Genomic DNA, 23,275 nt, shown 5'->3' on the forward strand with positions numbered 1-23,275 from the left:
TTTTAATTTTAGGGAGGTGAATATGGCATCTGTAACTCCACAAGTGGCTGCTCTTGCTATGGGAGGCCGAAATGTGTTTATGCAAACAGCAATGCAAAGAACTGGCAGAGGTGCAGCTGGCAATTGCGTAAAACTATTTTTTACTAGAGGAGATAATCATTTAGCTCGTTTTGTTGGCAGTACTAAAAATTTAGATAAGGCCTTTAAATTCGCTAAATCAGTTTCTGAATTTAGTTGTGGCGTTATTGAGAGTTCAGGAACTACCGGAGCTTCTCTTGAGATAGCTAAAAATGTTGCTGGAACTTTAAGTACAACAAGATCTGTTGTGGCTTTAAGTAACGTGTTTAACGGTGCAATCCCCGGTTGTGTTAACTCTTCAAAGAATTGCTTCGCACACGTCAAAAAATGTTTCACTGCAGAATCTCAATACGATCTTGGCAGCGCCGAGAAAGGATTGCCTTATAACAAAATCTACCTGACTAAGGGCGATCATGCATTAGCCGCGGTTAAAGAGGGATGTTCTGCAATCGGTGCAGCTACATATGTTGCAACATTCGGCGTATGCCGTCCGGTTATGTTAGCAAACAAGCTCGCACATAAATCTTTCCTTCCTAAGGAAGTGAAAGCAGGATTTGGCGATGCCGTAACCTACATGATGACAGCTAACCACGCTGCTAGCGTTATCGGGGGAGCTGCTTCCTTAATGTATGAAAACCGTGCATATCAACGTGCTTCTGCGGGATTAGAAGATGCTAGAGTCAACGAGACTTTGAATTCCGATGTTTATAATCAAGTGTCTAGAGAATTAAGAGAGTCGCATCTTGCGGTTGTTAAAAAAGCTATACTATCGATTTTAGAAAAAGCATTTGAATTAATAGCCGATATCGTCAAATTAATTCCTTTCCCAAGCACCGCTTCAGTTCGATTGGCCGTAACATCAGGAGCTGTTGCCATTTCTAGTGGTATCGGTCTCTACAATGCATGGGCTCATTCGTAAGAAAAAGATTTGTCAATTCTGGCAATATTGTAAATCGCTTCTAGAAAACCTAGAAGCGATTTTTTTATTTATTAGCAAACTAAGATTTTATAAGAACTTTTTATCTTTCTCTCATTAAGGCATTCCCGTTTTTTCTTATTGTAAAAATCTTCTCCCTCTGATAACCTGTCCCTTTATTTTCTTAAGGAAAAGGCTCCTTTTCTTTTTAGGGAATTCTACGAACAAAAATGCTATAACGATTTGCCTGGTTGCTCTCGCTTGAGCGCGAACAACCATTGTATTAGTGGGTAATTATATATGCGATCTCAGCTTAGCTTAATGGGAAAAAAGGAAGGCATGATTCATGTCTTCGACAAAGATGGAAATCTAGTTGCGTGTTCAGTAATTAGCATGAGTTCCAATGTTGTTACTCAGATAAAAGTTGATTCAACAGATGGTTACAACGCTATTCAAATGGGCGCCAATGAAATCAATGTCCCAGAAAAAACATTGCAAAAACGTGTGAATAAACCTAGTCTCGGACATTTTAAAAAGTCCGGTTCTCGTGTTTTTCGTTCGTTGAAGGAAGTTCGTCTTTCGGAAGAAGCTGTTAATGAAGTTTCTTTAGGAAGCGAGTTTGGTTTGGAAGTCTTTGAAAGTGTTTCTTCCGTAGATATTAGCGGTGTTTCTAAAGGTAAAGGATTTCAAGGGGTCATGAAAAGATTCGGATTCCGTGGAGGTCCTCAAAGTCACGGCTCAGGATTCCATCGTCATGCCGGTTCTATAGGAATGCGATCAACTCCTGGACGATGCTTTCCAGGAAGTAAGCGTCCTAGCCATATGGGTACTGTGAACGTAACCGTTAAGAATTTAGAAGTGATAAAAGTAGATTTAGAGAAAAAAGTTTTGCTAGTGAAGGGAGCAATTCCTGGTCCTAGAGGTTCTGTTGTTGTCGTCAGACGTTCTTCCAGAGCAAAAGGGTAATGCAGAAGAGGTCCTAATGGTTTTATTATCAAAGTTTGATTTTTTTGGGAATAAGGCAGGAGAGGTAGAATTGCCAGATTCCTTTTTTGCTCAGGAAGGAAGTGGACTTCAGTTAGTGAAGGACTATCTTGTGGCGATTCGTGCTAACAAGAGACAGTGGTCCGCATGTACGAGAAATCGTTCAGAAGTAAGCCATTCTACTAAAAAGCCTTTTAGACAAAAAGGTACGGGAAATGCTCGTCAAGGGTGTTTAGCGTCTCCTCAGTTTCGAGGAGGGGGCATTGTTTTCGGCCCCAAGCCTAAATTTGATCAACACGTTCGTATTAATAGAAAAGAGAAAAGAGCAGCAATTCGTTTATTGCTATCTCAAAAGATTCAAACGAATCGTTTGATTGTAGCTGATGACAGTGTGTTCACAAACAGTTTAACTTCTCCAAAGACAAAAGAAGCTTTGAGATTTTTAAAATCCTGTAATGTGGAATGTCGCGGGGTGCTTTTCATCGATGATTTAGAGCACGCTCAAAATAACGAAAGTTTAAGACTAAGCTTGCGTAATTTGCCTGCTGTGCGCGGTTTTACGTATGGAATGAATATCAATGGATATGACCTAGTCTCTGCCCGCAATATAGTGATTTCCGAAAAGGCTCTTAATAGACTCTCCGGGCATCTTATTTCTGGAATGAAAGATTAAAAGGGAATTTTAGGACATGAAAGATCCTTATGATGTAATCAAACGGCATTATGTAACCGAGAAGGCTAAAACACTAGAAGGTTTGAGCCTTGGGAATGGTGAGGGCAAAAAGAAAGGTAGCTATTGTAAGCATCCGAAATATACGTTTATCGTAGATTGTAACGCTACTAAGCCTTTAATTGCTCAAGCTTTGGAATCTATTTATGCGGATAAAAAAGTAAAAGTTAAAAGTGTAAACACGATATGTGTGAAGCCTCAGCCAGCCCGAATGTTTCGCGGAAAGCGAAAAGGAAAGACTGCTGGATTTAAGAAGGCAGTTGTGACCTTCTATGAAGGCCATTCTATCGGGTAATCTATTAGAGGGAAGAAAAACATGTTTAAAAAGTTTAAGCCAGTAACTCCAGGGACTAGACAGTTGGTTCTTCCGGCTTTTGATGAACTGACCACACAGGGAGAGTTGTCAGGGAAAAAAACTAGAAAAAGCGTTCGACCAAATAAGAAGCTTTCATTTTTCAAAAAGAGTTCTGGCGGTCGTGATAATTTAGGTCACATTTCCTGTCGTCATCGTGGTGGAGGAGCTAAGCGCCTGTATCGAGTTATCGACTTTAAGCGCAATAAAGATGGTATTGAAGCTAAGGTAGTTTCTGTTGAGTACGATCCAAATCGTTCTGCCTACATTGCTTTATTGAGTTATGCTGATGGAGAAAAACGTTACATACTTGCTCCAAAAGGCATAAAAAGAGGAGATCAAGTGATCTCAGGAGAAGGCAGCCCTTTCAAATTGGGTTGTTGCATGACTTTAAAAAGCATGCCTTTAGGGTCAACTGTTCATAATATTGAGATGCGACCCCATTCTGGAGGGAAATTAGTAAGATCTGCAGGTTTAGCTGCTCAGGTTATTGCTAAAACTCCAGGATATGTTACATTGAAAATGCCTTCAGGCGAATTTCGCATGTTAAATGAAGGTTGTAGAGCCACTATTGGCGAAGTTTCTAATTCAGATCACAACTTATGTGTTGATGGTAAAGCAGGAAGAAAACGTTGGAAAGGTATTCGTCCAACTGTTCGCGGTACTGCTATGAACCCTGTTGATCACCCTCATGGAGGTGGTGAAGGCCGTCATAATGGTTACATTCCTCGTACTCCTTGGGGTAAAGTCACGAAAGGATTAAAAACTCGTGATAAGCGTAAAAGCAATAAGTGGATAGTTAAAGATCGTAGGAAATAGGGATTATGAGTAGATCGTTAAGAAAGGGTCCTTTTGTTGATCACAGCCTGATAAAAAAAGTACGTGCTATGAACTTATTGGAGAAAAAAACTCCAATTAAAACCTGGTCTCGTCGTTCTATGATTACCCCTGAAATGATAGGCCACACATTTGAAGTTCATAACGGGAAAAAGTTTCTAACAGTTTTTGTTTCGGAAACTATGGTAGGGCACAAGTTGGGAGAATTCTCTCCAACAAGAATATTTAAAAGTCATCCCGTGAAGAAAGGGTAAGTCTAAAGGAGACAAGTCATGTTTAAAGCGACCGCCCGCTACATACGGGTTCAGCCTCGCAAAGCCCGACTAGCCGCTGGGCTTATGAGAAATTTAAGTGTTACGGAAGCTCAACAGCAGTTGAGTTTTTCTCAGTTGAAAGCTGGAAGATGTCTAAAGAAAGTTTTGGATAGCGCTGTAGCTAATGCTGAGCTTCATGACAATGTAAAACGTGAACAATTAAACGTTATCGAAGTCAGAGTGGATGCAGGCCCTGTATATAAGCGAGCTAAATCAAAAAGTCGGGGAGGACGATCCCCAATTTTAAAACGCACTAGTCACTTAACTGTTGTTGTTGGTGAGAAGGAGCGGTAGGAGAAGTTATGGGTCAGAAAGGATGTCCAATCGGTTTTCGTACAGGTGTTACCAAGAAGTGGCGCTCTCTTTGGTACGGAAACAAACAAGAGTTTGGTAAATTTCTTATTGAAGATGTGAAAATTCGAGAATTCTTAAGAAAAAAACCTTCTTGTCAAGGGGCTGCGGGCTTTGTTGTGAGACGTATGAGCGGTAAGATTGAAGTTACAATCCAGACAGCTCGTCCAGGACTAGTTATCGGGAAAAAAGGCGCTGAAGTAGATCTTCTAAAAGAAGAGCTAAGAAAGCTTACTGGTAAAGAAGTTTGGGTAGAAATCGCAGAAATTAAGCGTCCCGAATTAAATGCAAAGTTAGTTGCAGACAATATTGCTAAACAAATTGAACGCCGTGTTTCTTTCCGACGTGCAATGAAAAAAGCTATGCAGTCTGTTATGGATGCAGGAGCTGTAGGTGTTAAAATACAGGTTTCTGGAAGATTAGCAGGAGCTGAAATTGCTCGTTCTGAATGGTATAAAAACGGTCGTGTTCCTCTACATACGTTGAGAGCTGATATTGATTACGCCACAGCATCTGCAGCAACTACTTACGGAATTATCGGCGTAAAAGTTTGGATTAATCTTGGGGAAAAAGTCTCTACAGCTAGTTCCAATGTTGGTGCTGCTGCTCCAGTTGTACAGTAGCTGTAAATAAGAGAGTGTGAATTATTATGTTGATGCCTAAACGAACAAAATTTCGCAAACAGCAAAAAGGTCAATTTGCAGGCCTAAGCAAGGGGGCTACTTTTGTTGACTTTGGCGAATTTGGAATGCAGACCTTAGAAAGAGGATGGGTAACTAGTCGGCAAATAGAAGCTTGCAGGGTTGCTATCAATAGACATTTAAAACGTAGGGGAAAAGTTTGGATTCGTATTTTCCCAGATAAAAGCGTAACTAAAAAGCCTGCAGAAACTCGTATGGGTAAAGGTAAAGGTGCCCCAGATCATTGGGTAGCAGTAGTTCGCCCAGGGAGAATTCTTTTTGAAGTGGCTAATGTTTCAAGAGAAGATGCTCAAGACGCTTTAAGAAGAGCTGCAGCAAAATTGGGAATAAGAACACGTTTTGTTAAGCGGGTTGAAAGGGTATAAGTTTATATGTCAGTAAAGAAGAATTTATTAGCTGAGCTTAGACAGAAAAGTCTATCTGAGTTGGACGCGTTTATCCATGAAAATAAGAAAGCTCTTTTTTCTTTAAGAGCTGAAGCCGCTTTGCAAAATAAAGCAGTAAAGACGCACTTGTTCTCTATGTATAAGAAAACCATAGCTCGATCTATGACGGTCAAACAAGAAAAAGAAGGAAAAGTCGATGGCTAGTGAAGTAAGAGGCCTTAGAAAAACCAAAATTGGTGTTGTTGTCTCGTCAAAAATGGATAAAACCGTAGTTGTTCGAGTTGAAAGGATATATTCTCATCCTCAGTATGCCAAAGTTGTTAGAGACTCTAAGAAGTTTTATGCTCATGATGGTCTGGGTGTTTCTGAAGGCGATAAAGTGAAAATTCAAGAAACACGACCTCTGTCTAAATTAAAAAGATGGCGTGTTGTTGAGCGTGTAAGTTAGTTTGGTAGATTAGCAACATTGGGTAGATGCAGTTATGATTCAGCAAGAAAGTCAGTTAAAAGTTGCCGATAATACTGGGGCTAAAAGAGTAAAGTGTTTTAAAGTTTTAGGCGGTTCTCGAAGACGTTACGCTACAGTGGGTGATGTCATTGTATGTTCTGTTAGAGATGTTGAGCCTGACAGCTCTGTAAAAAAGGGTGATGTGGTTAAAGCTGTAATAGTTAGGACACGCCGCAATATTCTTAGAAAAGATGGTTCTTCTTTGAAATTCGATACTAATAGCTGTGTAATTATCGATGATAAAGGAAATCCCAAAGGAACACGAATTTTTGGTCCGATAGCTCGAGAAATCCGCGATCGTGGCTTTGTGAAAATTAGTTCTTTGGCCCCTGAGGTGATTTAAGGATAAGAAAAGATATGAAAAGACGTAGTGTTTGTGTTGGCGACACTGTTTATGTGCTAGCCGGGAACGACAAAGGCAAACAAGGTAAAGTTTTATCTTGTCTCAGAGAAAAAAATAAAGTGGTCGTTGAAGGAGTCAACGTTCGTACGAAAAATATCAAGCGTAGTCAAGAAAATCCAAAAGGTAAAAGGATTAGTATTGAAGCTCCGATACATATTTCTAACATTCGTTTAAGTATAGACGGAGCTCCAGCAAAACTTTCTGTCAAAGTTACTGAGAATGGACGAGAGTTATGGAATAAATCTCCTGATGGTACCTCCAAACTATATCGTTCTGTGAAAGAGAGAAAAGGTTAATATGAGCAGGTTAAAAAAACTATATACCGAAGAGATCCGAAAGACCCTCCAAGAAAAGTTTGGATATAGCAATACCATGCAAATCCCTGTTCTTAAAAAAATTGTAATAAGCATGGGTCTTGCAGAAGCTGCTAAAGATAAAAATCTTTTCCAAGCTCACTTAGAAGAACTTTCTATGATTTCTGGACAAAAACCTTTGGTGACAAAGGCTAGAAATTCTATCGCCGGCTTCAAGCTTCGTGAAGGACAAGGCATAGGAGCAAAAGTAACACTACGTGGCCAACGTATGTACGATTTTATGGATCGTTTTTGTCACATTGTCTCTCCTAGAATTCGCGACTTTCGTGGTTTCTCAAGTAAAGGAGATGGACGCGGATGTTATTCATTAGGACTGGACGATCAACAGATTTTCCCTGAAGTGGATTTAGATCGCGTTAAGAGAACCCAAGGAATGAATATTACCTGGGTAACTACAGCAAAAACAGATGTAGAATGCACCACTCTTTTAGAGTTGATGGGTTTGCGCTTTAAGAAGGCTCAATAGGGGAGATATAAGATCAGTATGGGCATGACAAGTGATACTATAGCCGATTTATTAACAAGAATCCGAAATGCTTTGAAGGCAGAGCATTTATACGTAGATTTAGAACACAGCAAAATGCGTGAAGCAATTGTAAAAATTCTGAAACAACACGGATTTTTAGCACATTATTTGGTAAAAGAAGAGCATCGTAAACGTACAATGCGTATTTTTTTACAATATACTAATGACCGTAAGCCTGTGATACGCCAATTAAAGCGGGTTTCTAAGCCCTCTAGAAGGGTTTATGTCCCTGCAGCGAAAATTCCTTATGTTTTCGGAAATATGGGTATTTCCGTTCTTTCCACATCGCAAGGAGTTTTGGACGGGTCAACAGCTCGGGCTAAAAATATTGGTGGTGAACTACTCTGTTTAGTTTGGTAACAGGATAAAAGAATTTATAGGACGGTAAGGAATGTCTCGTAAAGCTCGAGACCCTATTGTGCTCCCTCAAGGAGTAGAGGTCTCCATTCAAAATAATGAAATCTTAGTAAAAGGTCCTAAGGGCTCTTTAAAACAGGTATTGGCTCCAGAAGTACTCATCGACATAAAAGGTAAGGAGATTTTTGTTCACCCTGCCCCTCATGTGGTTGACAGGCCAAGTCGCATGCAAGGTTTATTTTGGGCATTAATTTCCAATATGGTTCAAGGAGTTAGTGTAGGATTCGAGAAACGTTTGGAAATGATTGGGGTTGGCTTTAGAGCTTCCGTTCAGGGATCTATTTTAGATTTGTCTATAGGGGTTTCTCATCCGACGAAGATTCCTATTCCTTCAGATATTCAAGTTAGTGTTGAGAAGAATACTATAATATCTGTGAAGGGGATAAACAAACAGCTAGTTGGGGAATTCGCTGCTAATATCCGTGCTAAACGTAAACCTGAACCCTATAAAGGTAAGGGTATCCGCTATGAAAACGAGTATGTCCGTCGTAAGGCTGGAAAAGCGGCAAAAACAGGTAAAAAATAGTATAGCAAGGCAGAGTTAAGTTATGGAAAATTCGTTATTCAAGAAGTCTGAAAAAAAGATTCGTAGGGCTTTAAGAGTGCGTAAAGTCTTGAGAGGCTCTTCTTCGAAGCCTCGCTTGTCTGTTGTGAAAACTAACAAGCATATCTATGTACAATTAATTGATGACTCTATTGGCAAAACTTTGGCTTCTGTCTCAACTATAGCCAAATCAAGTAAGGCTTCCGGATTAGTTAAAAAGAATCAAGGCGTTGCTAAAGCGTTAGGAGTTCAAATTGCCGAGATGGGAAAAAGTCTTCAAGTAGATCGAGTTGTTTTCGATCGCGGCCCTTTCAAGTATCATGGAATTATTGCCATGGTTGCTGACGGTGCTAGGGAAGGCGGGTTACAGTTTTAATGAAGGTTTAAAGAGATGACGTTATCAAAGAATTCTCACAAAGAAGATCAGCTAGAGGAGAAAGTTCTTGTTGTCAATCGTTGTTCAAAAGTAGTCAAGGGCGGTCGTAAGTTTAGTTTTTCCGCGCTTATTTTGGTGGGTGACGGTAAAGGACGCTTGGGCTACGGTTTTGCCAAAGCTAATGAGTTAACAGATGCTATCCGTAAAGGCGGAGAAGCTGCTAGAAAAAATCTAATCACCATTGAATCTTTGGAAGGTGACTCTATTCCTCATGAAGTTCTAGTTGATCAGGACGGAGCTCAATTGCTTTTGAAGCCTGCTAAGCCAGGAACTGGAATTGTTGCAGGTTCTAGAATTCGTTTGATTTTGGAAATGGCTGGGGTTAAAAATATTGTTGCTAAAAGTTTGGGCTCAAATAACCCTATGAACCAAGTAAAGGCTGCTTTTAAAGCTCTCTTGAGTCTTTCTAGCAGGAAAGACGTTTTAACAAGGAGAAAAGTGACACATGATTAAATTAGAATCGTTACAAGATCCTTCACCGCGTAAGAGAAGAACAAAACTATTAGGTCGTGGGCCTAGTTCTGGTCATGGTAAGACAAGTTGCCGAGGCCATAAAGGTGACGGAAGCCGTTCTGGTTATAAACGTCGCTTTGGTTATGAAGGGGGCGGAGTTCCTCTTTATAGAAGAGTCCCTACGAGAGGATTTTCTCATGCACGTTTTGATAAATGTGTAGAAGAAATCACGACTCAACGTTTGAACGTTTTGTTCAACGAGGGAGAAGAAATTACCTTGGAAGCTTTGAAACAGAAAAAAGCCATAGATAAGCATGCGATTAGAGTAAAAGTGATCGTTAAAGGCGAATTAGAAAAAACGTTTATCTGGAAGGACGCTAACGTAGTATTGTCTCAAGGAGTACGAAACCTTATTGGTGTTGCTTAAAGATAAGAATTTTCAGGCCCGACTATGACAACTTTACGACAGATATTTTCCATTGCTGAGTTAAGGCAAAAGTTATTTTTTACATTTGCTTTGCTTGCGGCCTGCCGGATTGGCGTGTTCATTCCTGTTCCAGGAATTAACGGAGAACGCGCTGTAGCCTATTTCAAACAATTACTAGGCTCTAGCCAGAATTTATTTCAGTTAGCTGATATTTTTTCTGGAGGAGCCTTTGCTCAAATGACGGTTATTGCATTAGGTGTAGTCCCCTACATTTCAGCGTCTATTATAGTGCAACTTCTCTTAGTATTTATGCCATCTATACAGAGGGAAATGAGGGAAAGCCCTGATCAAGGCAAAAGAAAGATAGGTAGATTAACTCGTTTATTTACAGTTGGCTTAGCATTTATACAATCACTACTTTTCGCTAAGTTTGCTTTAAAAATGAACATGGCGATTCCTGGTATTGTTCTTCCAACTTTGTTGTCATCTAAGTTATTCGGAGCTCCTTGGATATTCTATTTGACAACAGTTATTGTTATGACAACAGGAACGTTGTTGCTCATGTGGATAGGCGAACAGATTTCTGATAAGGGTATTGGGAATGGTGTTAGCTTAATTATTAGCCTTGGAATTTTAGCTTCGTTTCCATCTGTTTTGGGATCGATAGTCAATAAGCTAAACCTTGGTTCGCAAGATCCTTCTCAATTAGGTTTATTCTCACTCTTGTTGCTGTGCTTGATTTTTGTATTTGTTCTTGTCACAACGATATTGATTATAGAAGGTGTGAGAAAAATTCCCGTGCAATACGCACGTAGAGTAATTGGTAGGAGAGAAATCCCTGGAGGAGGGTCCTATTTGCCGTTAAAGGTCAACTATGCAGGCGTTATACCTGTTATCTTTGCTTCGTCTTTGCTAATGTTTCCTGCGACTATAGGACAATTCATGTCTTCGGATTCTTCGTGGCTTAAGCGAGTCGCTATGATGTTATCCCCAGGTAGCTGGGTGTATTCTTCATGTTACGTTCTGCTTATAATATTCTTTACGTATTTTTGGACGGCAACACAGTTCCATCCAGAACAAATTGCTTCCGAAATGAAAAAGAATAATGCCTTTATTCCTGGAATTCGACAAGGGAAGCCTACACAAACGTATTTGGAATATACCATGAACCGCGTTACTTTATTAGGAGCGGTGTTCTTAGCTGTTATTGCCATTTTGCCATCTATTTTGGGACGCGTTCTTAATGTAGATGCTAATGTGAGTTATTTTTTGGGCGGTACAGCAATGTTGATCGTGGTTGGTGTGGTTTTGGATACGATGAAACAAGTGGATGCCTTTTTACTTATGCGTCGGTACGATAGTTTTTTGAAAAAAGATCGTTCCAAAGGAAGGCATTGAAAAATAACAATTTTTGACCTAAGATGCTTATACTACTTTAAGGGAGGCCCTGCGTATGCCACGCATCATTGGAATTGATATTCCTGCGAAGAAAAAACTAAAAATAAGTCTTACATATATTTATGGGATAGGGCCAGCTCTTTCTGAAGAGATTATTGCAAAGTTGCAATTAAATCCTGAAGCTAGGGCTGCTGAATTGACGGAGGAGGAAATAGGCCGCCTCAATTCTCTCCTGCAATCAGATTATGTAGTTGAAGGGGACTTGCGACGTCGTGTGCAGTCAGACATTAAAAGATTGATCTCTATTCACGCTTATCGTGGGCAAAGACATCGTCTTTCATTGCCTGTAAGAGGACAGAGAACGAAAACAAATTCTCGCACGCGTAAAGGTAAGCGTAAAACGGTCGCAGGTAAGAAGAAATAATTTTTTTAGGAGAACGTGTTTTGGTTAAACATCAAGCGCAGAAAAAAGGCGTAAAAAGAAAACAGTTAAAGAATATTCCTTCAGGCGTTGTTCATGTTAAGGCTACCTTCAACAATACGATTGTGTCTATAACAGATCCTGCAGGGAATACTATCTCTTGGGCTTCAGCTGGAAAAGTTGGATATTCCGGATCTCGTAAGTCGTCTGCTTTTGCTGCAACGGTGGCCGCACAAGACGCTGCAAAAATTGCTATGAATTCTGGCCTCAAGGAAGTCGAAGTGTGTTTAAAAGGCACCGGAGCTGGTAGAGAATCTGCAGTCCGCGCTCTCATAGCCGCTGGTTTAGTTGTTTCTGTCATCCGTGACGAAACTCCTGTTCCTCACAATGGTTGTCGGCCAAGAAAAAGGCGCAGAGTGTAGTTTTAGGGGAGGAGAAAGGGATGTCGGATTGTTCACAAAATTTACTTTACGATAAATTTGAATTGCCAGAGTCAGTCAAAATGATGGCTGTAGAAGGTAGCGGGGGATCGGTTGATAAGCAGGCGAGTTTTATAGCAGAGCCTTTAGAGAGAGGTATGGGTCATACTTTAGGTAATGCTTTGAGAAGAGCTTTGCTCATAGGCTTGGAAGCTCCTGCAATTATTTCTTTCTCTATGACTGGTGTGCTTCATGAGTACATGGCAATTAACGGAATTATAGAAGATGTAACAAATATCATCTTGAATTTGAAAGGAGCTTTATTAAAGAAATATCCTTTCCAAGACAGTGAAAATGGTCGTTGTACTCAATTATTAAAGTCTAAAGTTTCTATAGACGCCTCTGATTTGGCTGCCTGTGGTGGTCAAAAGGCTGTTACATTGGCTGATTTGTTGCAAGAAGGTGGGTTTGAATCCGTTAACCCCGATCACGTGATTTTCACTGTGACACAGCCTATGCAACTAGATATTACTTTAAGAGTTGCTTTTGGCAGAGGTTATACTACATCTGAAAGAATTGTTCTTGAAGATAAGGGTGTAAATGAAATTGTTTTAGATGCAGCTTTCTCACCCGTCGTCTTGGTTAATTACTTTGTAGAAGATACTCGTGTAGGTCAAGATACAGATTTCGATCGTTTGATTTTGCATGTAGAAACAGATGGTAGAGTATCTCCTAAAGAAGCTTTAGCCTTTTCTACACAAATTTTAACAAAACATTTCTCCATTTTTGAAAAAATGGATGAGAAGAAGATAGTCTTTGAAGAAGCCATTTCTATCGAAAAAGAAAACAAAGACGATATTCTTCATAAGTTAGTTTTAGGTATTAATGAGATCGAACTATCTGTAAGATCCACAAACTGTTTGTCTAATGCAAACATTGAAACCATAGGTGAGTTGGTTATTATGCCAGAACCTCGCTTGCTACAGTTCAGAAACTTTGGTAAAAAGTCTCTTTGTGAGATTAAGAACAAGTTAAAAGAAATGAAGTTAGAATTGGGAATGGATCTTAGCCAGTTCGGCGTTGGTTTAGACAACGTAAAAGAAAAAATGAAGTGGTATGCCGATAAGATTCGGTCTAAAAACGGTAAGGGATAATTAAGTATATGCAACACGCTAGAAAGAAATTTAGAGTTGGTCGTACTTCTGCGCATAATCGTTGTATGTTAGCTAACATGTTAAAATCTCTAATCCACCAAGAAAGAATAGAAACTACTTTGCCTAAAGCAAAAGAGTTACGTCGTCATGCGGATAAGATGATTACTTTGGCTAAGAAAAATACATTGGCTGCAAGACGTTTAGCTGTTGCTAGGCTAATGATTCGATACAATAAGTTGACAAGCAAAGAAGCTCGTCAAGCTAAAGGTGGTGACTTGTCGGTTTATAACGTAGACCGTAAGGTGATCAATAAGCTATTCGATGAATTAGGTTCTCGTTTTGTCTCTAGAAATGGTGGCTACACTCGTATTTTGAAAATGCAAAATAGAGTTGGTGATAATGCACGAAAGTGTATTATAGAATTTTTAGCTAATTAGACTGTTTTTTTTGTAATACTGACTACTGGGGAATAGCGATGAAGGTTGTAATTAACGGTTTTGGTCGGATAGGAAGATTGGTTTTAAGACAACTTTTGAAAAGAAATTCTTCTATCGAAGTTGTAGCTGTCAATGATCTTGTCCCGGGAGAGGCGTTAACATACCTATTTAAACACGATTCTACTCACGGCCGTTTCCCAGCAGAAGTATCTCATGAAAACGGCTGTCTTGTTGTCGATGGCCGTAAAATCCAATTGCTGGCTCAATCTGACGTTCAAAAGCTTCCTTGGAAGGATTTAGGTGTAGACGTTGTCATTGAAAGCACAGGTTTGTTCACTAAAAAAGAAGATGCAGAAAAGCATCTCGCTTCTGGTGCTAAACGTGTTTTGATTACAGCTCCTGCAAAAGGTGATGTCCCTACATTTGTAATGGGAGTAAATGAACATAAATTTGATCCTGAAAAAGATTTAGTTATTTCTAATGCTTCATGTACTACAAATTGTCTTGCTCCTTTAGCTAAGGTTTTATTGGATAGTTTTGGTATAGAAGAAGGGTTAATGACCACCGTGCACGCCGCTACAGCCACACAAAGCGTTGTAGACGGTCCTTCAAAAAAAGATTGGAGAGGCGGTAGAGGCGCTTTTCAAAATATCATTCCTGCTTCTACTGGAGCTGCGAAAGCTGTTGCTCTATGTTTGCCTGAACTCAAGAATAAATTAACTGGAATGGCGTTTCGAGTCCCTGTAGCTGATGTTTCTGTAGTTGACCTTACTGTAAGATTACAGAAATCAACCACATATGAAGAAATATGTAAGGTTGTTAAAGAAGCTTCAGAAACGCATTTAAGTGGGATTTTAGGTTATACAGATCAAGAAGTAGTTTCTTCTGATTTTATAGGATGTGAATATTCTTCTATATTTGATGCTGGCGCAGGAATAGCGTTAACTGATCGCTTTTTCAAACTAGTTGCTTGGTATGATAATGAGATAGGATATGCAACCCGCATAGTTGATTTATTAGAGTATGTAGCAAAGAACTCTAAATAAAAGGTTAAATTCGTGTATTTTACAAGAGATCCAGTTATTGAAACTGTCATTACTTCGAGGGAAGGATACAAACTGTCAATTCGCAACACTAAGCAGCTTTCTCAAGATCCTTTTGTTGTTGAAGCAGTTGAAGTGATCTCTTTAGGGAATACGTGTTTTTTCCGCAATTGTGATCACAGCAAACCTTTTATCGTTCCTGCTGGCGATTATGAAGTGATGGAAGTCCGAGATACTAAGATCAATCTTAAAGCTGTAGGTTTAGATCGTGGTATTAAAATTGCAGGGGGCCGAGAAGCTTTAATTAAATTACCTAAAGCAGCTCCTGTAGCAGTTGTGGAAGAAAACACTTCGGAAACCGTTGCAGTTGAAACTCCTCAAGAAACTCCTGCTGCACCTGCTCCTCATTCTACAACTAGAAAAGAGAAAAAGGAGCATAAAGGAGATAAATGGAAAGAGAAGAAAAAGCAAGGGCGTAAAAAAACTAATAAGGAAGTATCAGAAGTAGTAGGATCATCTCAAGAGATTATTGATACTGTTACGGAAGAACTTTGGGAAGAATCTCAGGAAAATAAATTGGGTGAGCAGAAGAAGTTTTCATTATTGCCTCCTCCAGCGAAATTAATTTCTGAGATCATTTCTCAAGCCGTCTCTGATCCTACAGCGACCTCAGCGGATTTGGATGAGTCTCTACAAGCATTAGTTACTGAAAGTTCCGACGTAATCAATGCTTTATTGTCAGGTGATCAGACAATTATTTTCCCTGAAGAAGAAATAGAGACAGCAAACGCTTGCGAACAGTCTTTGCCCTCTTCTTTCCCAACAGAAGATGAGTAACGATTCTTGAGAATATTTTTACTCGTCTTCTCTTTGTGAAAACCATTGATCTAGAAAGTAGTATTTGGTAAGATCCTGAGTTATATTTTTGGTTTTTTCTTTCAAGCGAAGGATTCCAGAAGTTACAATTCGAGTCTTTTCATTTATTTAGTGAATAATTGATGCGACTCTTCATTATTGCTCAGATGGTGGAATGGTAGACACTAGGGACTTAAAATCCCTTGGGCGCAAGCCCGTGCAAGTTCGAGTCTTGTTCTGAGCAACTTTTCTTTTTGTTTAGATCTTAACTCAAGTCTACGCGTTCATTTTTGCATATAAAGAAAGTGATCGGATTTTTTATCCTCACTGAATTTTTTATGACACTCTAAAGTTTTGTGTTCACACTAGGAAATATAAACTTAGATTTTTTGGATTTTTCTGATTTCTTTTTCTTGGCTGTGAAGTTGAGACAAGAACTCTATCCTGTGTTATAAGCCAGAAAAATCTAATTAATATCTTAGAGGTATCCTTTGCGGCGGCTCTTATTGGCAATTAAGCTGCATCTAACTTCTATGTGGTCTAGCAACTCCACCTGTTCTTCTTCAAATCATTACGACATATATTCGAGATCTATGCTTCTGTTGCTCTGTCGATGGAAAGATGCAGACATTATGGAATGGGAATACGCATGTACTGCTTTAGCAGACATTTGTAGCAAAATGAGTGAACAACTTCTGTCCAATAAATCAGAAGTTGAGCAAGCAGTCCTTCCTAATGAGCAAGATATGCATTCTGAATGGAAGTATCGATTTTCAGCTTTAGAGAAAGAATTTGCATCTCGAGATGAGATGAGAAGTTCTGAAATTGAGAAGTTGAAAAATGAAAACAATTGGTTACAACATCGCCTTTCTGAGAAGTTGCAACAAGTTCGTCACCAAAATGATATCATTGATGAGTTGAAACGAGATTTGGTAGAAAGTGTTCAACAAACAGAGATTAGTGAAGGACGGCGTCTCTGCTATGAACATAAAATTAAGATCCTCGAGGAACAGCTAGACAAAGTAACCTTATCTAAGATTCCTGAAACAGATATGTTTGAACAAAGGCATGCAGAATGTCCGTTACAAGAGGATCAAACTACAAAGTATCAAGAAGAAATCGCAAGGTTAAATCTCGAGCTGCAATACTACAGAAATTCTGATTCTACACATGTAGAAGCGCAAAGGGTCGTACAGATCCACGATGAATTAGTTCAGAAGAAGAAAGAGATCGCCCTGTTACAAGACCTTGTTGAAGAGCAACACTGCCATATACAGACTCTTAGTAAGCAGTTGGGGCTTGAGGATGTTTTGAATGTGTCTCATTTAAAACGGCTTCTAGGAAGAGATTTGGACTGTAATCAATGTATTCAAGAATCACAATGTGGTTCTTAGAAATCTTACGTAAGAATTTCTAGTTGTAATTATATATAACTCACATAGAATAAACTCTACACCTCCCATTAGGGGAACTTTTTAGAAGCCTGCACACGGACCTGTTTATGACGCAATTGATTATGGGGATAGATCCTGGAACCTTAGTTTCTGGGTATGCAATTATCCTTGTTGAGCAGCGTTACAAGATCCGAGCCCATAGTTATGGAGCTATTCGATTATCTTCCAAAGATTCATTAACACAACGTTATAAGCAGCTTTTCCAAACACTATCTGGAGTATTAGATAATGTCACTCCCGATGCCGTTGTACTTGAAACCCAATATGTTCATAAGAATCCTCAAAGTGCTATAAAGTTAGGCATGGGACGAGGAGTACTCGTTTTAGCTGCTGCTTTACGCGATATCCCCGTTTTTGAATATACGCCCAATGTGGCTAAGAGAGCTGTTGTAGGTAAGGGAAATGCAAGTAAACAGCAAGTGCAACTTATGGTTAGCAAGATTTTGAATATTCCTGATGTTTTAAATTCGAATTGTGAGGATATTGCAGATGCATTTGCATTAGCGATATGCCACGCGCATACTTCTGCGTATACTTGTTTGGGAGTTCGGTGATGTACGACTATATTCGTGGTGTGCTTACTTATATCAGTTCAGGAACTATGGTAGTTGAAAGTCAGGGACTGGGGTTTAGTATTTTTGCTCCTGATAGATGGCTTATGGAATTGTCAAGTCAACTACACCGCGAGCTTATAGTCTATACTTATACTGTTGTTCGTGAAACTGAGCATGTTCTCTATGGATTTAATACTCGTGGAGAACGCGAGTGTTTCCGTATGTTAATTTCATTTTCAGGAGTGGGACCTAAGACAGGTTTAGCGATTTTAAATACATTTTCTCTTAGCAAATTGTGTTCTATAGCTCGTGCTGAGGATATCAAAGCTATAGCTTCTGTTCCGGGTATAGGGAAGAAAACAGCTGAGAAACTTATGGTGGATTTGAAGCAAAAGCTTGCAGACTTACTCCCTTTAGATTCGCAAATCACCGCTTCTTGGGGACCAGCAAAACCTTCTTGTATGGAAGAGGGAATACAAGCTTTAGCAGCATTAGGCTATCCAAAATCCTCAGCAGAGAGAATGATCGCCGAAGCTATGAGCGAGCTCCCGGATCATGCGTCAATAGCAGAAATTCTTCCTATTGCTCTAAAGAAGAATTTACAAGGTTTGAACAAGAGCTAGACTTTCCTGGAGATAGTGGTATAATTTCCTCCACCATTTACTACATGTTGTTTAAGGAGATTATATATACATGGAACAAACGCTATCAATTATCAAACCTGATTCTGTTAGTAAGGCTCATATTGGTGAGATTATTGCTATCTTTGAAAAATCAGGATTTCGCATAGCTGCTATGAAAATGTTGCATTTATCAGTGAAAGAAGCAGAAGGCTTTTACGCTGTTCATAAATCGCGTCCATTTTTCCAAGAGTTAGTAGATTTTATGATTTCTGGTCCTGTAGTGGTTATGGTTCTTGAAGGTGATAATGCTGTAGCTCGTAATAGAGAAATTATGGGGGCGACAAATCCTCAAGAAGCCGCTCAAGGAACTATCCGCGCTCAATTTGGTGAGTCTATAGGAATTAATGCAGTTCATGGTTCTGATAGTTTGGAAAACGCTGCTATAGAAATTAACTATTTCTTCAGCAAAGTCGAAATAGTGAATTCTGCTGCTTAGTCAGAAATAATTTTACAGTAAGATTGTGGATTTCCTGTGTGGTTTTTCTAAGATTTCTTTCAGTTCATTTTCTGAAAGAGTTTCCCAGATAAAACGACTACTTGCAGAGGTTTTTAGTTTATTGAAAAAACTTTCTTTAGTAGGGAACCACGGACGAATAGTTGTCAGAAAATCTTGGTGTAGACGTTGTTTTCTGTATGCTGGTTGCTTTTGGGGTATTGGTAAATAACGTGAGAGTTTATTTATATCCATATCCCAGAGAAATGTCGTATGGTGGACCCAACGAGATTTCTGGATATATTGAGCATTACCTGCAATTTTTTTTTCTCCCAGGGTATAATCATTCTCATGTAAGGCAAATGTCTTTGGGAAAATAGGAGCATAGATACCGTAAGACCATTGCATTAGATCTTGAGAATGCACCATATGTTGGGAGGAATTCATAATCCAAGTTACGAATAAACTGTTGTTATCGATAAATACTGTGCCGCCACCGCTGTAGCGCTTAATTATAGGTATATTATCAGATCGTAATTCGGAGATATAAAGGTCTTCACTAGGCTGCCTGGAAATGCCGAGGACCACAGCTTCCGGCGTATTAAAATTAATAATACAAAAGTTTTCTTTGGAATTGCGAAGAAGGGCTTCTTCTATTTGCAGTTGCTCAAAGATAGTTTTCCCGGACAGATTTAAGAAAATACATTTATTGGTGAGCATGTTTTTTTACAGCAACCATCAACACTTGAATATCAGCACAGGCGATTCCTGATATTCTTGATGCAGACCCTATAGTTCTTGGGGTAAATTTCGCTAGCTTTTCTCTAGCTTCTAAACTTAAAGAAGAAATACTTTGGTAGTCTATATCTTCAGGAATAATCATATTCTCTGATTTTGATAGACTATGAATCAAAGCTTTCTGACGATCTATGTATCCTGCGTACTTAATTTCCATTTCTAATGAAGCGTTAAGCGTAGAACCGTAGTCCCGAACGTCTTCAGGGAATGCTTCTTTAAGCGCGTCGTAGGATACTTCTGGACGGCATAGAGCCTTCGCTAAGGAAACAACAGAATTCCCATACTTTTTAAATGTCTTGCTTAAACGGAGTTTCTCTTCTTCTATAATTTGTTTTTGATGTTCAAAAATCTCGTAACGCTCTTTGCTTAACAATCCTAAATCATGACCGTAGTGAGACAAACGTAAGCAGGCGTTATCTTGCCTTAGAAGAAGGCGATGTTCTGCTCTTCCTGTGAACATACGGTAAGGTTCGTCCAATATTTGAGTTGTCAGGTCATCTAACATAACTCCAATATAAGATTCTTGCCGCGAAGGAACAAACGCAGGTTTTTTTAGTACTTTGTTGACTGCGTTAATCCCAGCGATCAACCCTTGAGCCGCAGCCTCTTCATATCCTGTTGTTCCATTGATCTGTCCGCATAAAAATAAGCCTTCTATTAGCTTACTTTCTAGGGTAGGGTAAATAACATTTCCATGAACATAATCATATTCAATAGCATAAGCAGGACGAGTGATGATCGCGTTTTCTAACCCACGGACTGAACGGATCATGTCGTACTGTACATCAAAAGGCATAGATGTAGACAGACCGTTTACGTAGACTTCCTGAGTATGAATTCCTTCAGGTTCTATGAAGATATGATGACGCTCTTTATCAGCAAATTTTACAATTTTATCCTCAATCGATGGACAGTATCGTGGGCCTATGCCTTCAATGCGTCCTCCATAAAGAGCTGAGCGGTGAATGTTGGCCGCAATAATCTCCTTAGTTTTTTCTGTAGTGTGGGTAATGTAACACGATACTTGAGGTAAGGGAGGGACAAACGGCTCACTTCTATGTACAAAGCCTACGCCTGGATCTCCGGGTTGTTCTTCAGTTACAGAAAAATCTATAGAGGAAGCCAGCAAACGCGGAGGCGTGCCTGTCTTTAATCTGCTGATTGGGAAACCACGTTCTTTTAATGCTAGTGATAATCCTGTTGCTGCAGGATCTCCAAGACGTCCTCCAGGGAAATTAAGATCCCCAATATGAATTAAACCACGCATAAACGTCCCGGAAGACAGAATAACTGTTTTCCCCAGGTAAGCAATGCCTTCTTTTGTTGTGACGCCTTGAATAACGTTCTCATTGTCGAGCAAAGACTCAACTGTACCTTGCATGATATGTAGGCCAGGACAGCTCTCTAATAAGCGTTTCATATGAATATGATACATTTGCTTATCAACTTGAGCTCTTGGCGCACGGACAGCAGGACCTTTGGTCTGATTCAAGATACGAAATTGTATCCCAGACTGATCAGTAACCTCTGCCATGATACCGCCCAGAGCATCGATTTCTCGCACAATATGCCCCTTCCCGATACCACCAACAGCAGGGTTACAACTTAACTTAGCAATAGTATCTAAGTTTGAAGATAGAATGAGTACGGAGGCTCCCATTTTTGCAGAACAAAATGCAGCCTCGCAACCTGCGTGCCCAGCTCCAACTACAATGACATCGTAATTAATTGGGTGAGTCCACATAAACTAGCAATTATTTATTTTTATGACGGTCTCTTCGGCGTCTTTTATTACGCTTATGTTTAGCGATTTTAAGTCTTCGTTTTTTCTTAACAGATGACATAGTCTTTTTTTATTGTTAGCGTATGAATATGTGTGCGATAAGATTTTTTCTCAATTTAGGAAAAAATCGCTAGAATGGTTGGATTCAAACTACAACCATTCCTTGGATACCTAAAGTTAATTAAGCACACTGTGTTTCTCTGTTGTACTTATCCGCAATCTCAACACACTAAGCAAATCTTAGGTTTGCGGCATCTATTTTCCTCACAGGAAACAACAGGAAAAATGTTACTACAAAGATATTTTGTGGTCCACTAACGATTTTATCCTGGCTGGCCAAAGAAATAGAACAAGTTTATTTAATATTCCTAGATTGGAATTTTTATAAAATATACTAAGCTAAAATTATAAAAACTTTTGTTTTAACCGTTAAATTCAAAAGCCGCGTAGTTTCTAAATCTTGCAAGTTCTTTTTCGAAAACTAAAGGCACAGAACCTATGGAGCCATGACGATTTTTCGCCACTATCAGTTCAGCTGTTCCAGGTTTATCATTTGGATCATAGTATTCCCTACGCAATAAGAACATAACTAAGTCGGAATCTTGTTCGATACTTCCACTTTCCCTGAGGTCACTCATCATAGGTCTGTGGTTAGTTCTGTCTTCTACTTTTCTCGATAGCTGTGATAAACAGAGAATAGGGATATTTAACTCTCTTGCCAAAGTCTTTAGCATTCTTGAAATCTCAGAGATCTCAGTTTGACGACTTTCTACAGAACGTAAAGTCCCTGATCCGGAAAGAAGCTGTAGGTAGTCAATAATCAAGAATTGAATATCGTAACTTTCTTTCATTCTTCTAGCTCGAGCACGAAGATCCGTCACTTTTAATCCGGGTTGATCATCTATAAGTAAGGTGTGTTGTTGCATTTCGTTTACAACAGAAACAATACGTTGAAAATCTTGTCCGGATAAGTCACCAACATTGATTTTTCTAGATTCTACTTCAGATCGAGAGCATATGATTCTGTGAATTAGCTGATCTACAGTCATCTCTAGAGAAAAAATTCCTATGGGAAGCTGATTTTGAAAACACATGTTTTCTGCGATATTTAAAGCAAGAGCAGTTTTCCCCATAGCAGGTCGGGCTGCAAGAATCATTAAATTCGATGGAGAAAAACCATTAATCATTTTGTCGAGATCAATGAAATGTGTAGGAATACCAGAGATAGGTAAAGCATCGCCACTTTGAGCGTATTGTTGAAAAAACTCTTGCTTCTCTTGTAGTTGTATAAGGAAAGGTTTGTCTTGAGAAGAGGTCAAACCTTGTAGTTTATCAGCAACGAGAACGTATTGCGAGAGAGAGGTTGTTTGACTGATTTTAAATAAAGCATTTTGAGCCTCATCTAAAGCAACAGCAACGTCTTTTGGTTCCTCTATAGCTTTTTTCTCTATTTCCTTAGCCGTTTGGATCATTTTTCTTAAAATCGATTTAGAAAGAATGATCTGGATATATTCTTCAATATAGGCTGCTGTTCCTGCAAAATCTGCTAAGGTGATTAGGTAGCTAGGACCTCCGATTACCGCGAGTTGATTTTTTCTTTTAAGTTCTTCTCCAGCGAGATGCACATCTATGGGTTTATCATGTTTAAAGGCATCCTGAAGAACTCGGAAAATGATTTTGTGTTCAAGATAGTAAAAATCATCTTCATTAAGCTGGTTAGCTGCTAAGTTAAGGTAGTTAACTCCTGTTAACATGCAACCTAGGACAATCATTTCTGATTCTTTAGAATTAGGTGGGCTAGGTAGGGTGGGGGGAGGAGTCTTTTCTATTTGAGTTGACATGATTTTTTATGACATGATCTAAGTGCAGGCATTGTTAGAGATCAGGTTAGGATATCGAAAATATATGCTCAAGTTATAAAGGTTACGAAACCAATAAAGTTTCCGTTAAGTGTTTAGAGGAAGCGGAAAATACGCGATAGAAATTACTAGATCACTAATACTAGCTTACAATAGAATAAGCCTCTTCTTTTAGAACGGAGCTGGAGTTTATTCCGCTCTTTTCTATGAGATGTAAAAGATAAGCCAGAAACCCTGGCCTAAAAGT

General features: G+C 39.3%; 34 protein-coding genes and 1 tRNA gene. 31 read left to right on the forward strand and 4 right to left on the reverse strand.

The features are described 5' to 3' along the window. Positions 1-22 precede the first annotated feature (22 nt). From G5O_RS05625 to ndk, 31 genes are all read left to right on the forward strand, one after another. Positions 23-997 (forward strand): CT529 family inclusion membrane protein, encoded by a 975-nt coding sequence (locus G5O_RS05625; protein WP_006342767.1) that lies wholly within the window; start codon positions 23-25, stop codon positions 995-997. 297 nt (positions 998-1,294) lie between these two features. Beyond that, a complete protein-coding gene (gene rplC / locus G5O_RS05630; RefSeq protein WP_013462586.1) occupies positions 1,295-1,960 on the forward strand; it encodes a 50S ribosomal protein L3 in 666 nt (221 codons plus the stop codon). Positions 1,961-1,976: 16 nt separating this feature from the next. Further along, complete coding sequence (gene rplD / locus G5O_RS05635; protein ID WP_006342769.1) at positions 1,977-2,651, forward strand: 50S ribosomal protein L4; 675 nt, start codon at positions 1,977-1,979, stop codon at positions 2,649-2,651. A gap of 16 nt (positions 2,652-2,667) precedes the next feature. Next, positions 2,668-3,003: a 50S ribosomal protein L23 gene (locus tag G5O_RS05640; RefSeq protein ID WP_006342770.1), complete on the forward strand. Its 336-nt coding sequence runs from the start codon at positions 2,668-2,670 to the stop codon at positions 3,001-3,003. A 21-nt stretch (positions 3,004-3,024) separates the two neighbouring features. Further along, the gene (rplB, locus tag G5O_RS05645) at positions 3,025-3,879 is read left to right on the forward strand and encodes a 50S ribosomal protein L2 (RefSeq protein ID WP_006342771.1); all 855 of its coding nucleotides are present in this window, start codon (positions 3,025-3,027) and stop codon (positions 3,877-3,879) included. A gap of 5 nt (positions 3,880-3,884) precedes the next feature. Further along, positions 3,885-4,151: a 30S ribosomal protein S19 gene (rpsS, locus tag G5O_RS05650; protein WP_006342772.1), complete on the forward strand. Its 267-nt coding sequence runs from the start codon at positions 3,885-3,887 to the stop codon at positions 4,149-4,151. Between the two features lie 18 nt (positions 4,152-4,169). Continuing rightward, the gene (rplV, locus tag G5O_RS05655; protein WP_013462587.1) at positions 4,170-4,505 is read left to right on the forward strand and encodes a 50S ribosomal protein L22; all 336 of its coding nucleotides are present in this window, start codon (positions 4,170-4,172) and stop codon (positions 4,503-4,505) included. An 8-nt stretch (positions 4,506-4,513) separates the two neighbouring features. Then, entirely contained in the window at positions 4,514-5,185 is a 672-nt protein-coding gene (gene rpsC, locus G5O_RS05660; protein WP_006342774.1) for a 30S ribosomal protein S3, read from the forward strand. A 26-nt stretch (positions 5,186-5,211) separates the two neighbouring features. Further along, positions 5,212-5,628, forward strand: coding sequence for a 50S ribosomal protein L16 (rplP, locus tag G5O_RS05665; protein ID WP_006342775.1), 417 nt, complete (start codon positions 5,212-5,214; stop codon positions 5,626-5,628). A 6-nt stretch (positions 5,629-5,634) separates the two neighbouring features. Then, positions 5,635-5,853 carry a 50S ribosomal protein L29 gene (gene rpmC / locus G5O_RS05670; protein WP_006342776.1) on the forward strand — a complete coding sequence of 73 codons (219 nt, stop codon included), beginning with the start codon at positions 5,635-5,637 and terminating at the stop codon, positions 5,851-5,853. Continuing rightward, complete coding sequence (gene rpsQ, locus G5O_RS05675; protein WP_006342777.1) at positions 5,846-6,097, forward strand: 30S ribosomal protein S17; 252 nt, start codon at positions 5,846-5,848, stop codon at positions 6,095-6,097. The genes rpmC and rpsQ overlap by 8 nt, the downstream gene beginning before the upstream one ends. Before the next feature lie 34 nt (positions 6,098-6,131). Continuing rightward, the gene (rplN, locus tag G5O_RS05680) at positions 6,132-6,500 is read left to right on the forward strand and encodes a 50S ribosomal protein L14 (protein WP_006342778.1); all 369 of its coding nucleotides are present in this window, start codon (positions 6,132-6,134) and stop codon (positions 6,498-6,500) included. 14 nt (positions 6,501-6,514) lie between these two features. Then, positions 6,515-6,856, forward strand: coding sequence for a 50S ribosomal protein L24 (gene rplX, locus G5O_RS05685; protein ID WP_006342779.1), 342 nt, complete (start codon positions 6,515-6,517; stop codon positions 6,854-6,856). 1 nt (position 6,857) lies between these two features. Beyond that, positions 6,858-7,400, forward strand: a complete 543-nt coding sequence (gene rplE / locus G5O_RS05690) for a 50S ribosomal protein L5 (protein ID WP_006342780.1) — start codon at positions 6,858-6,860, stop codon at positions 7,398-7,400. An 18-nt stretch (positions 7,401-7,418) separates the two neighbouring features. Then, complete coding sequence (gene rpsH, locus G5O_RS05695; protein ID WP_006342781.1) at positions 7,419-7,820, forward strand: 30S ribosomal protein S8; 402 nt, start codon at positions 7,419-7,421, stop codon at positions 7,818-7,820. Positions 7,821-7,851: 31 nt separating this feature from the next. Next, complete coding sequence (gene rplF / locus G5O_RS05700) at positions 7,852-8,403, forward strand: 50S ribosomal protein L6 (protein ID WP_006342782.1); 552 nt, start codon at positions 7,852-7,854, stop codon at positions 8,401-8,403. Positions 8,404-8,425: 22 nt separating this feature from the next. After that, on the forward strand, positions 8,426-8,797 hold the full coding sequence (gene rplR / locus G5O_RS05705) for a 50S ribosomal protein L18 (RefSeq protein ID WP_006342783.1): 372 nt from the start codon (positions 8,426-8,428) through the stop codon (positions 8,795-8,797). Between the two features lie 15 nt (positions 8,798-8,812). Continuing rightward, on the forward strand, positions 8,813-9,310 hold the full coding sequence (rpsE, locus tag G5O_RS05710) for a 30S ribosomal protein S5 (RefSeq protein ID WP_006342784.1): 498 nt from the start codon (positions 8,813-8,815) through the stop codon (positions 9,308-9,310). Continuing rightward, positions 9,303-9,737, forward strand: coding sequence for a 50S ribosomal protein L15 (gene rplO, locus G5O_RS05715; protein ID WP_006342785.1), 435 nt, complete (start codon positions 9,303-9,305; stop codon positions 9,735-9,737). The genes rpsE and rplO overlap by 8 nt, the downstream gene beginning before the upstream one ends. Before the next feature lie 24 nt (positions 9,738-9,761). Continuing rightward, positions 9,762-11,135 carry a preprotein translocase subunit SecY gene (gene secY, locus G5O_RS05720; protein ID WP_006342786.1) on the forward strand — a complete coding sequence of 458 codons (1,374 nt, stop codon included), beginning with the start codon at positions 9,762-9,764 and terminating at the stop codon, positions 11,133-11,135. Positions 11,136-11,190: 55 nt separating this feature from the next. Continuing rightward, entirely contained in the window at positions 11,191-11,559 is a 369-nt protein-coding gene (rpsM, locus tag G5O_RS05725; RefSeq protein WP_006342787.1) for a 30S ribosomal protein S13, read from the forward strand. A 20-nt stretch (positions 11,560-11,579) separates the two neighbouring features. Further along, a complete protein-coding gene (rpsK, locus tag G5O_RS05730; RefSeq protein ID WP_006342788.1) occupies positions 11,580-11,978 on the forward strand; it encodes a 30S ribosomal protein S11 in 399 nt (132 codons plus the stop codon). 20 nt (positions 11,979-11,998) lie between these two features. After that, positions 11,999-13,129, forward strand: a complete 1,131-nt coding sequence (locus G5O_RS05735) for a DNA-directed RNA polymerase subunit alpha (protein ID WP_013462588.1) — start codon at positions 11,999-12,001, stop codon at positions 13,127-13,129. An 8-nt stretch (positions 13,130-13,137) separates the two neighbouring features. Continuing rightward, positions 13,138-13,566, forward strand: coding sequence for a 50S ribosomal protein L17 (gene rplQ / locus G5O_RS05740; protein ID WP_006342790.1), 429 nt, complete (start codon positions 13,138-13,140; stop codon positions 13,564-13,566). Positions 13,567-13,604: 38 nt separating this feature from the next. Then, complete coding sequence (gene gap, locus G5O_RS05745; protein WP_006342791.1) at positions 13,605-14,612, forward strand: type I glyceraldehyde-3-phosphate dehydrogenase; 1,008 nt, start codon at positions 13,605-13,607, stop codon at positions 14,610-14,612. Positions 14,613-14,624: 12 nt separating this feature from the next. Further along, a complete protein-coding gene (grgA, locus tag G5O_RS05750) occupies positions 14,625-15,446 on the forward strand; it encodes a GrgA family transcription factor (RefSeq protein WP_006342792.1) in 822 nt (273 codons plus the stop codon). A 179-nt stretch (positions 15,447-15,625) separates the two neighbouring features. Then, positions 15,626-15,708: transfer RNA gene (locus G5O_RS05755), tRNA-Leu, on the forward strand. 388 nt (positions 15,709-16,096) lie between these two features. Beyond that, positions 16,097-16,858 carry a hypothetical protein gene (locus G5O_RS05760; protein ID WP_006342793.1) on the forward strand — a complete coding sequence of 254 codons (762 nt, stop codon included), beginning with the start codon at positions 16,097-16,099 and terminating at the stop codon, positions 16,856-16,858. A 107-nt stretch (positions 16,859-16,965) separates the two neighbouring features. Next, positions 16,966-17,472: a crossover junction endodeoxyribonuclease RuvC gene (gene ruvC / locus G5O_RS05765; protein WP_006342794.1), complete on the forward strand. Its 507-nt coding sequence runs from the start codon at positions 16,966-16,968 to the stop codon at positions 17,470-17,472. Further along, entirely contained in the window at positions 17,472-18,095 is a 624-nt protein-coding gene (ruvA, locus tag G5O_RS05770; RefSeq protein WP_006342795.1) for a Holliday junction branch migration protein RuvA, read from the forward strand. Before ruvC ends, ruvA begins: the two co-directional genes overlap by 1 nt. 70 nt (positions 18,096-18,165) lie before the next feature. Further along, positions 18,166-18,591, forward strand: coding sequence for a nucleoside-diphosphate kinase (ndk, locus tag G5O_RS05775; protein ID WP_006342796.1), 426 nt, complete (start codon positions 18,166-18,168; stop codon positions 18,589-18,591). Between the two features lie 12 nt (positions 18,592-18,603). On the opposite strand, the gene G5O_RS05780 is transcribed toward ndk, so the two are convergent. The 4 genes from G5O_RS05780 to dnaB all read right to left on the reverse strand — a co-directional run bounded on the left by G5O_RS05780 (position 18,604) and on the right by dnaB (position 23,010). Then, entirely contained in the window at positions 18,604-19,308 is a 705-nt protein-coding gene (locus G5O_RS05780) for a lipoate--protein ligase family protein (RefSeq protein WP_006342797.1), read from the reverse strand. Continuing rightward, positions 19,295-21,130, reverse strand: a complete 1,836-nt coding sequence (gene mnmG, locus G5O_RS05785; RefSeq protein WP_006342798.1) for a tRNA uridine-5-carboxymethylaminomethyl(34) synthesis enzyme MnmG — start codon at positions 21,128-21,130, stop codon at positions 19,295-19,297. The genes G5O_RS05780 and mnmG overlap by 14 nt, the downstream gene beginning before the upstream one ends. A 10-nt stretch (positions 21,131-21,140) precedes the next feature. Then, the gene (locus G5O_RS10535; RefSeq protein WP_072667724.1) at positions 21,141-21,230 is read right to left on the reverse strand and encodes an AURKAIP1/COX24 domain-containing protein; all 90 of its coding nucleotides are present in this window, start codon (positions 21,228-21,230) and stop codon (positions 21,141-21,143) included. A gap of 361 nt (positions 21,231-21,591) precedes the next feature. Next, positions 21,592-23,010, reverse strand: coding sequence for a replicative DNA helicase (dnaB, locus tag G5O_RS05790; protein ID WP_006342799.1), 1,419 nt, complete (start codon positions 23,008-23,010; stop codon positions 21,592-21,594). Between the last annotated feature and the right edge of the window lie 265 nt (positions 23,011-23,275).

This window comes from Chlamydia psittaci 6BC (assembly GCF_000204255.1).
Classification (GTDB): domain Bacteria; phylum Chlamydiota; class Chlamydiia; order Chlamydiales; family Chlamydiaceae; genus Chlamydia; species Chlamydia psittaci.

Coding starts and splice junctions, on each gene's coding strand:
- G5O_RS05780 (WP_006342797.1), bottom strand. CDS start 19,308: ATGCTCACCAATAAATGTATTTTCTTAAATCTGTCCGGGAAAACTATC.
- mnmG (WP_006342798.1), bottom strand. CDS start 21,130: ATGTGGACTCACCCAATTAATTACGATGTCATTGTAGTTGGAGCTGGG.
- rpsM (WP_006342787.1), top strand. CDS start 11,191: ATGCCACGCATCATTGGAATTGATATTCCTGCGAAGAAAAAACTAAAA.
- secY (WP_006342786.1), top strand. CDS start 9,762: ATGACAACTTTACGACAGATATTTTCCATTGCTGAGTTAAGGCAAAAG.
- ruvA (WP_006342795.1), top strand. CDS start 17,472: ATGTACGACTATATTCGTGGTGTGCTTACTTATATCAGTTCAGGAACT.
- rplE (WP_006342780.1), top strand. CDS start 6,858: ATGAGCAGGTTAAAAAAACTATATACCGAAGAGATCCGAAAGACCCTC.
- rplV (WP_013462587.1), top strand. CDS start 4,170: ATGTTTAAAGCGACCGCCCGCTACATACGGGTTCAGCCTCGCAAAGCC.
- rplD (WP_006342769.1), top strand. CDS start 1,977: ATGGTTTTATTATCAAAGTTTGATTTTTTTGGGAATAAGGCAGGAGAG.
- rplF (WP_006342782.1), top strand. CDS start 7,852: ATGTCTCGTAAAGCTCGAGACCCTATTGTGCTCCCTCAAGGAGTAGAG.
- rplP (WP_006342775.1), top strand. CDS start 5,212: ATGTTGATGCCTAAACGAACAAAATTTCGCAAACAGCAAAAAGGTCAA.
- rplB (WP_006342771.1), top strand. CDS start 3,025: ATGTTTAAAAAGTTTAAGCCAGTAACTCCAGGGACTAGACAGTTGGTT.
- G5O_RS05640 (WP_006342770.1), top strand. CDS start 2,668: ATGAAAGATCCTTATGATGTAATCAAACGGCATTATGTAACCGAGAAG.
- rplX (WP_006342779.1), top strand. CDS start 6,515: ATGAAAAGACGTAGTGTTTGTGTTGGCGACACTGTTTATGTGCTAGCC.
- rplR (WP_006342783.1), top strand. CDS start 8,426: ATGGAAAATTCGTTATTCAAGAAGTCTGAAAAAAAGATTCGTAGGGCT.
- rpsH (WP_006342781.1), top strand. CDS start 7,419: ATGGGCATGACAAGTGATACTATAGCCGATTTATTAACAAGAATCCGA.
- G5O_RS05625 (WP_006342767.1), top strand. CDS start 23: ATGGCATCTGTAACTCCACAAGTGGCTGCTCTTGCTATGGGAGGCCGA.
- rplQ (WP_006342790.1), top strand. CDS start 13,138: ATGCAACACGCTAGAAAGAAATTTAGAGTTGGTCGTACTTCTGCGCAT.
- rpsQ (WP_006342777.1), top strand. CDS start 5,846: ATGGCTAGTGAAGTAAGAGGCCTTAGAAAAACCAAAATTGGTGTTGTT.
- G5O_RS05760 (WP_006342793.1), top strand. CDS start 16,097: ATGGAATGGGAATACGCATGTACTGCTTTAGCAGACATTTGTAGCAAA.
- dnaB (WP_006342799.1), bottom strand. CDS start 23,010: ATGTCAACTCAAATAGAAAAGACTCCTCCCCCCACCCTACCTAGCCCA.
- rpsC (WP_006342774.1), top strand. CDS start 4,514: ATGGGTCAGAAAGGATGTCCAATCGGTTTTCGTACAGGTGTTACCAAG.
- rplC (WP_013462586.1), top strand. CDS start 1,295: ATGCGATCTCAGCTTAGCTTAATGGGAAAAAAGGAAGGCATGATTCAT.
- ruvC (WP_006342794.1), top strand. CDS start 16,966: ATGACGCAATTGATTATGGGGATAGATCCTGGAACCTTAGTTTCTGGG.
- rplN (WP_006342778.1), top strand. CDS start 6,132: ATGATTCAGCAAGAAAGTCAGTTAAAAGTTGCCGATAATACTGGGGCT.
- rplO (WP_006342785.1), top strand. CDS start 9,303: ATGATTAAATTAGAATCGTTACAAGATCCTTCACCGCGTAAGAGAAGA.
- ndk (WP_006342796.1), top strand. CDS start 18,166: ATGGAACAAACGCTATCAATTATCAAACCTGATTCTGTTAGTAAGGCT.
- G5O_RS10535 (WP_072667724.1), bottom strand. CDS start 21,230: ATGTCATCTGTTAAGAAAAAACGAAGACTTAAAATCGCTAAACATAAG.
- rpsE (WP_006342784.1), top strand. CDS start 8,813: ATGACGTTATCAAAGAATTCTCACAAAGAAGATCAGCTAGAGGAGAAA.
- rpsS (WP_006342772.1), top strand. CDS start 3,885: ATGAGTAGATCGTTAAGAAAGGGTCCTTTTGTTGATCACAGCCTGATA.
- gap (WP_006342791.1), top strand. CDS start 13,605: ATGAAGGTTGTAATTAACGGTTTTGGTCGGATAGGAAGATTGGTTTTA.
- G5O_RS05735 (WP_013462588.1), top strand. CDS start 11,999: ATGTCGGATTGTTCACAAAATTTACTTTACGATAAATTTGAATTGCCA.
- rpmC (WP_006342776.1), top strand. CDS start 5,635: ATGTCAGTAAAGAAGAATTTATTAGCTGAGCTTAGACAGAAAAGTCTA.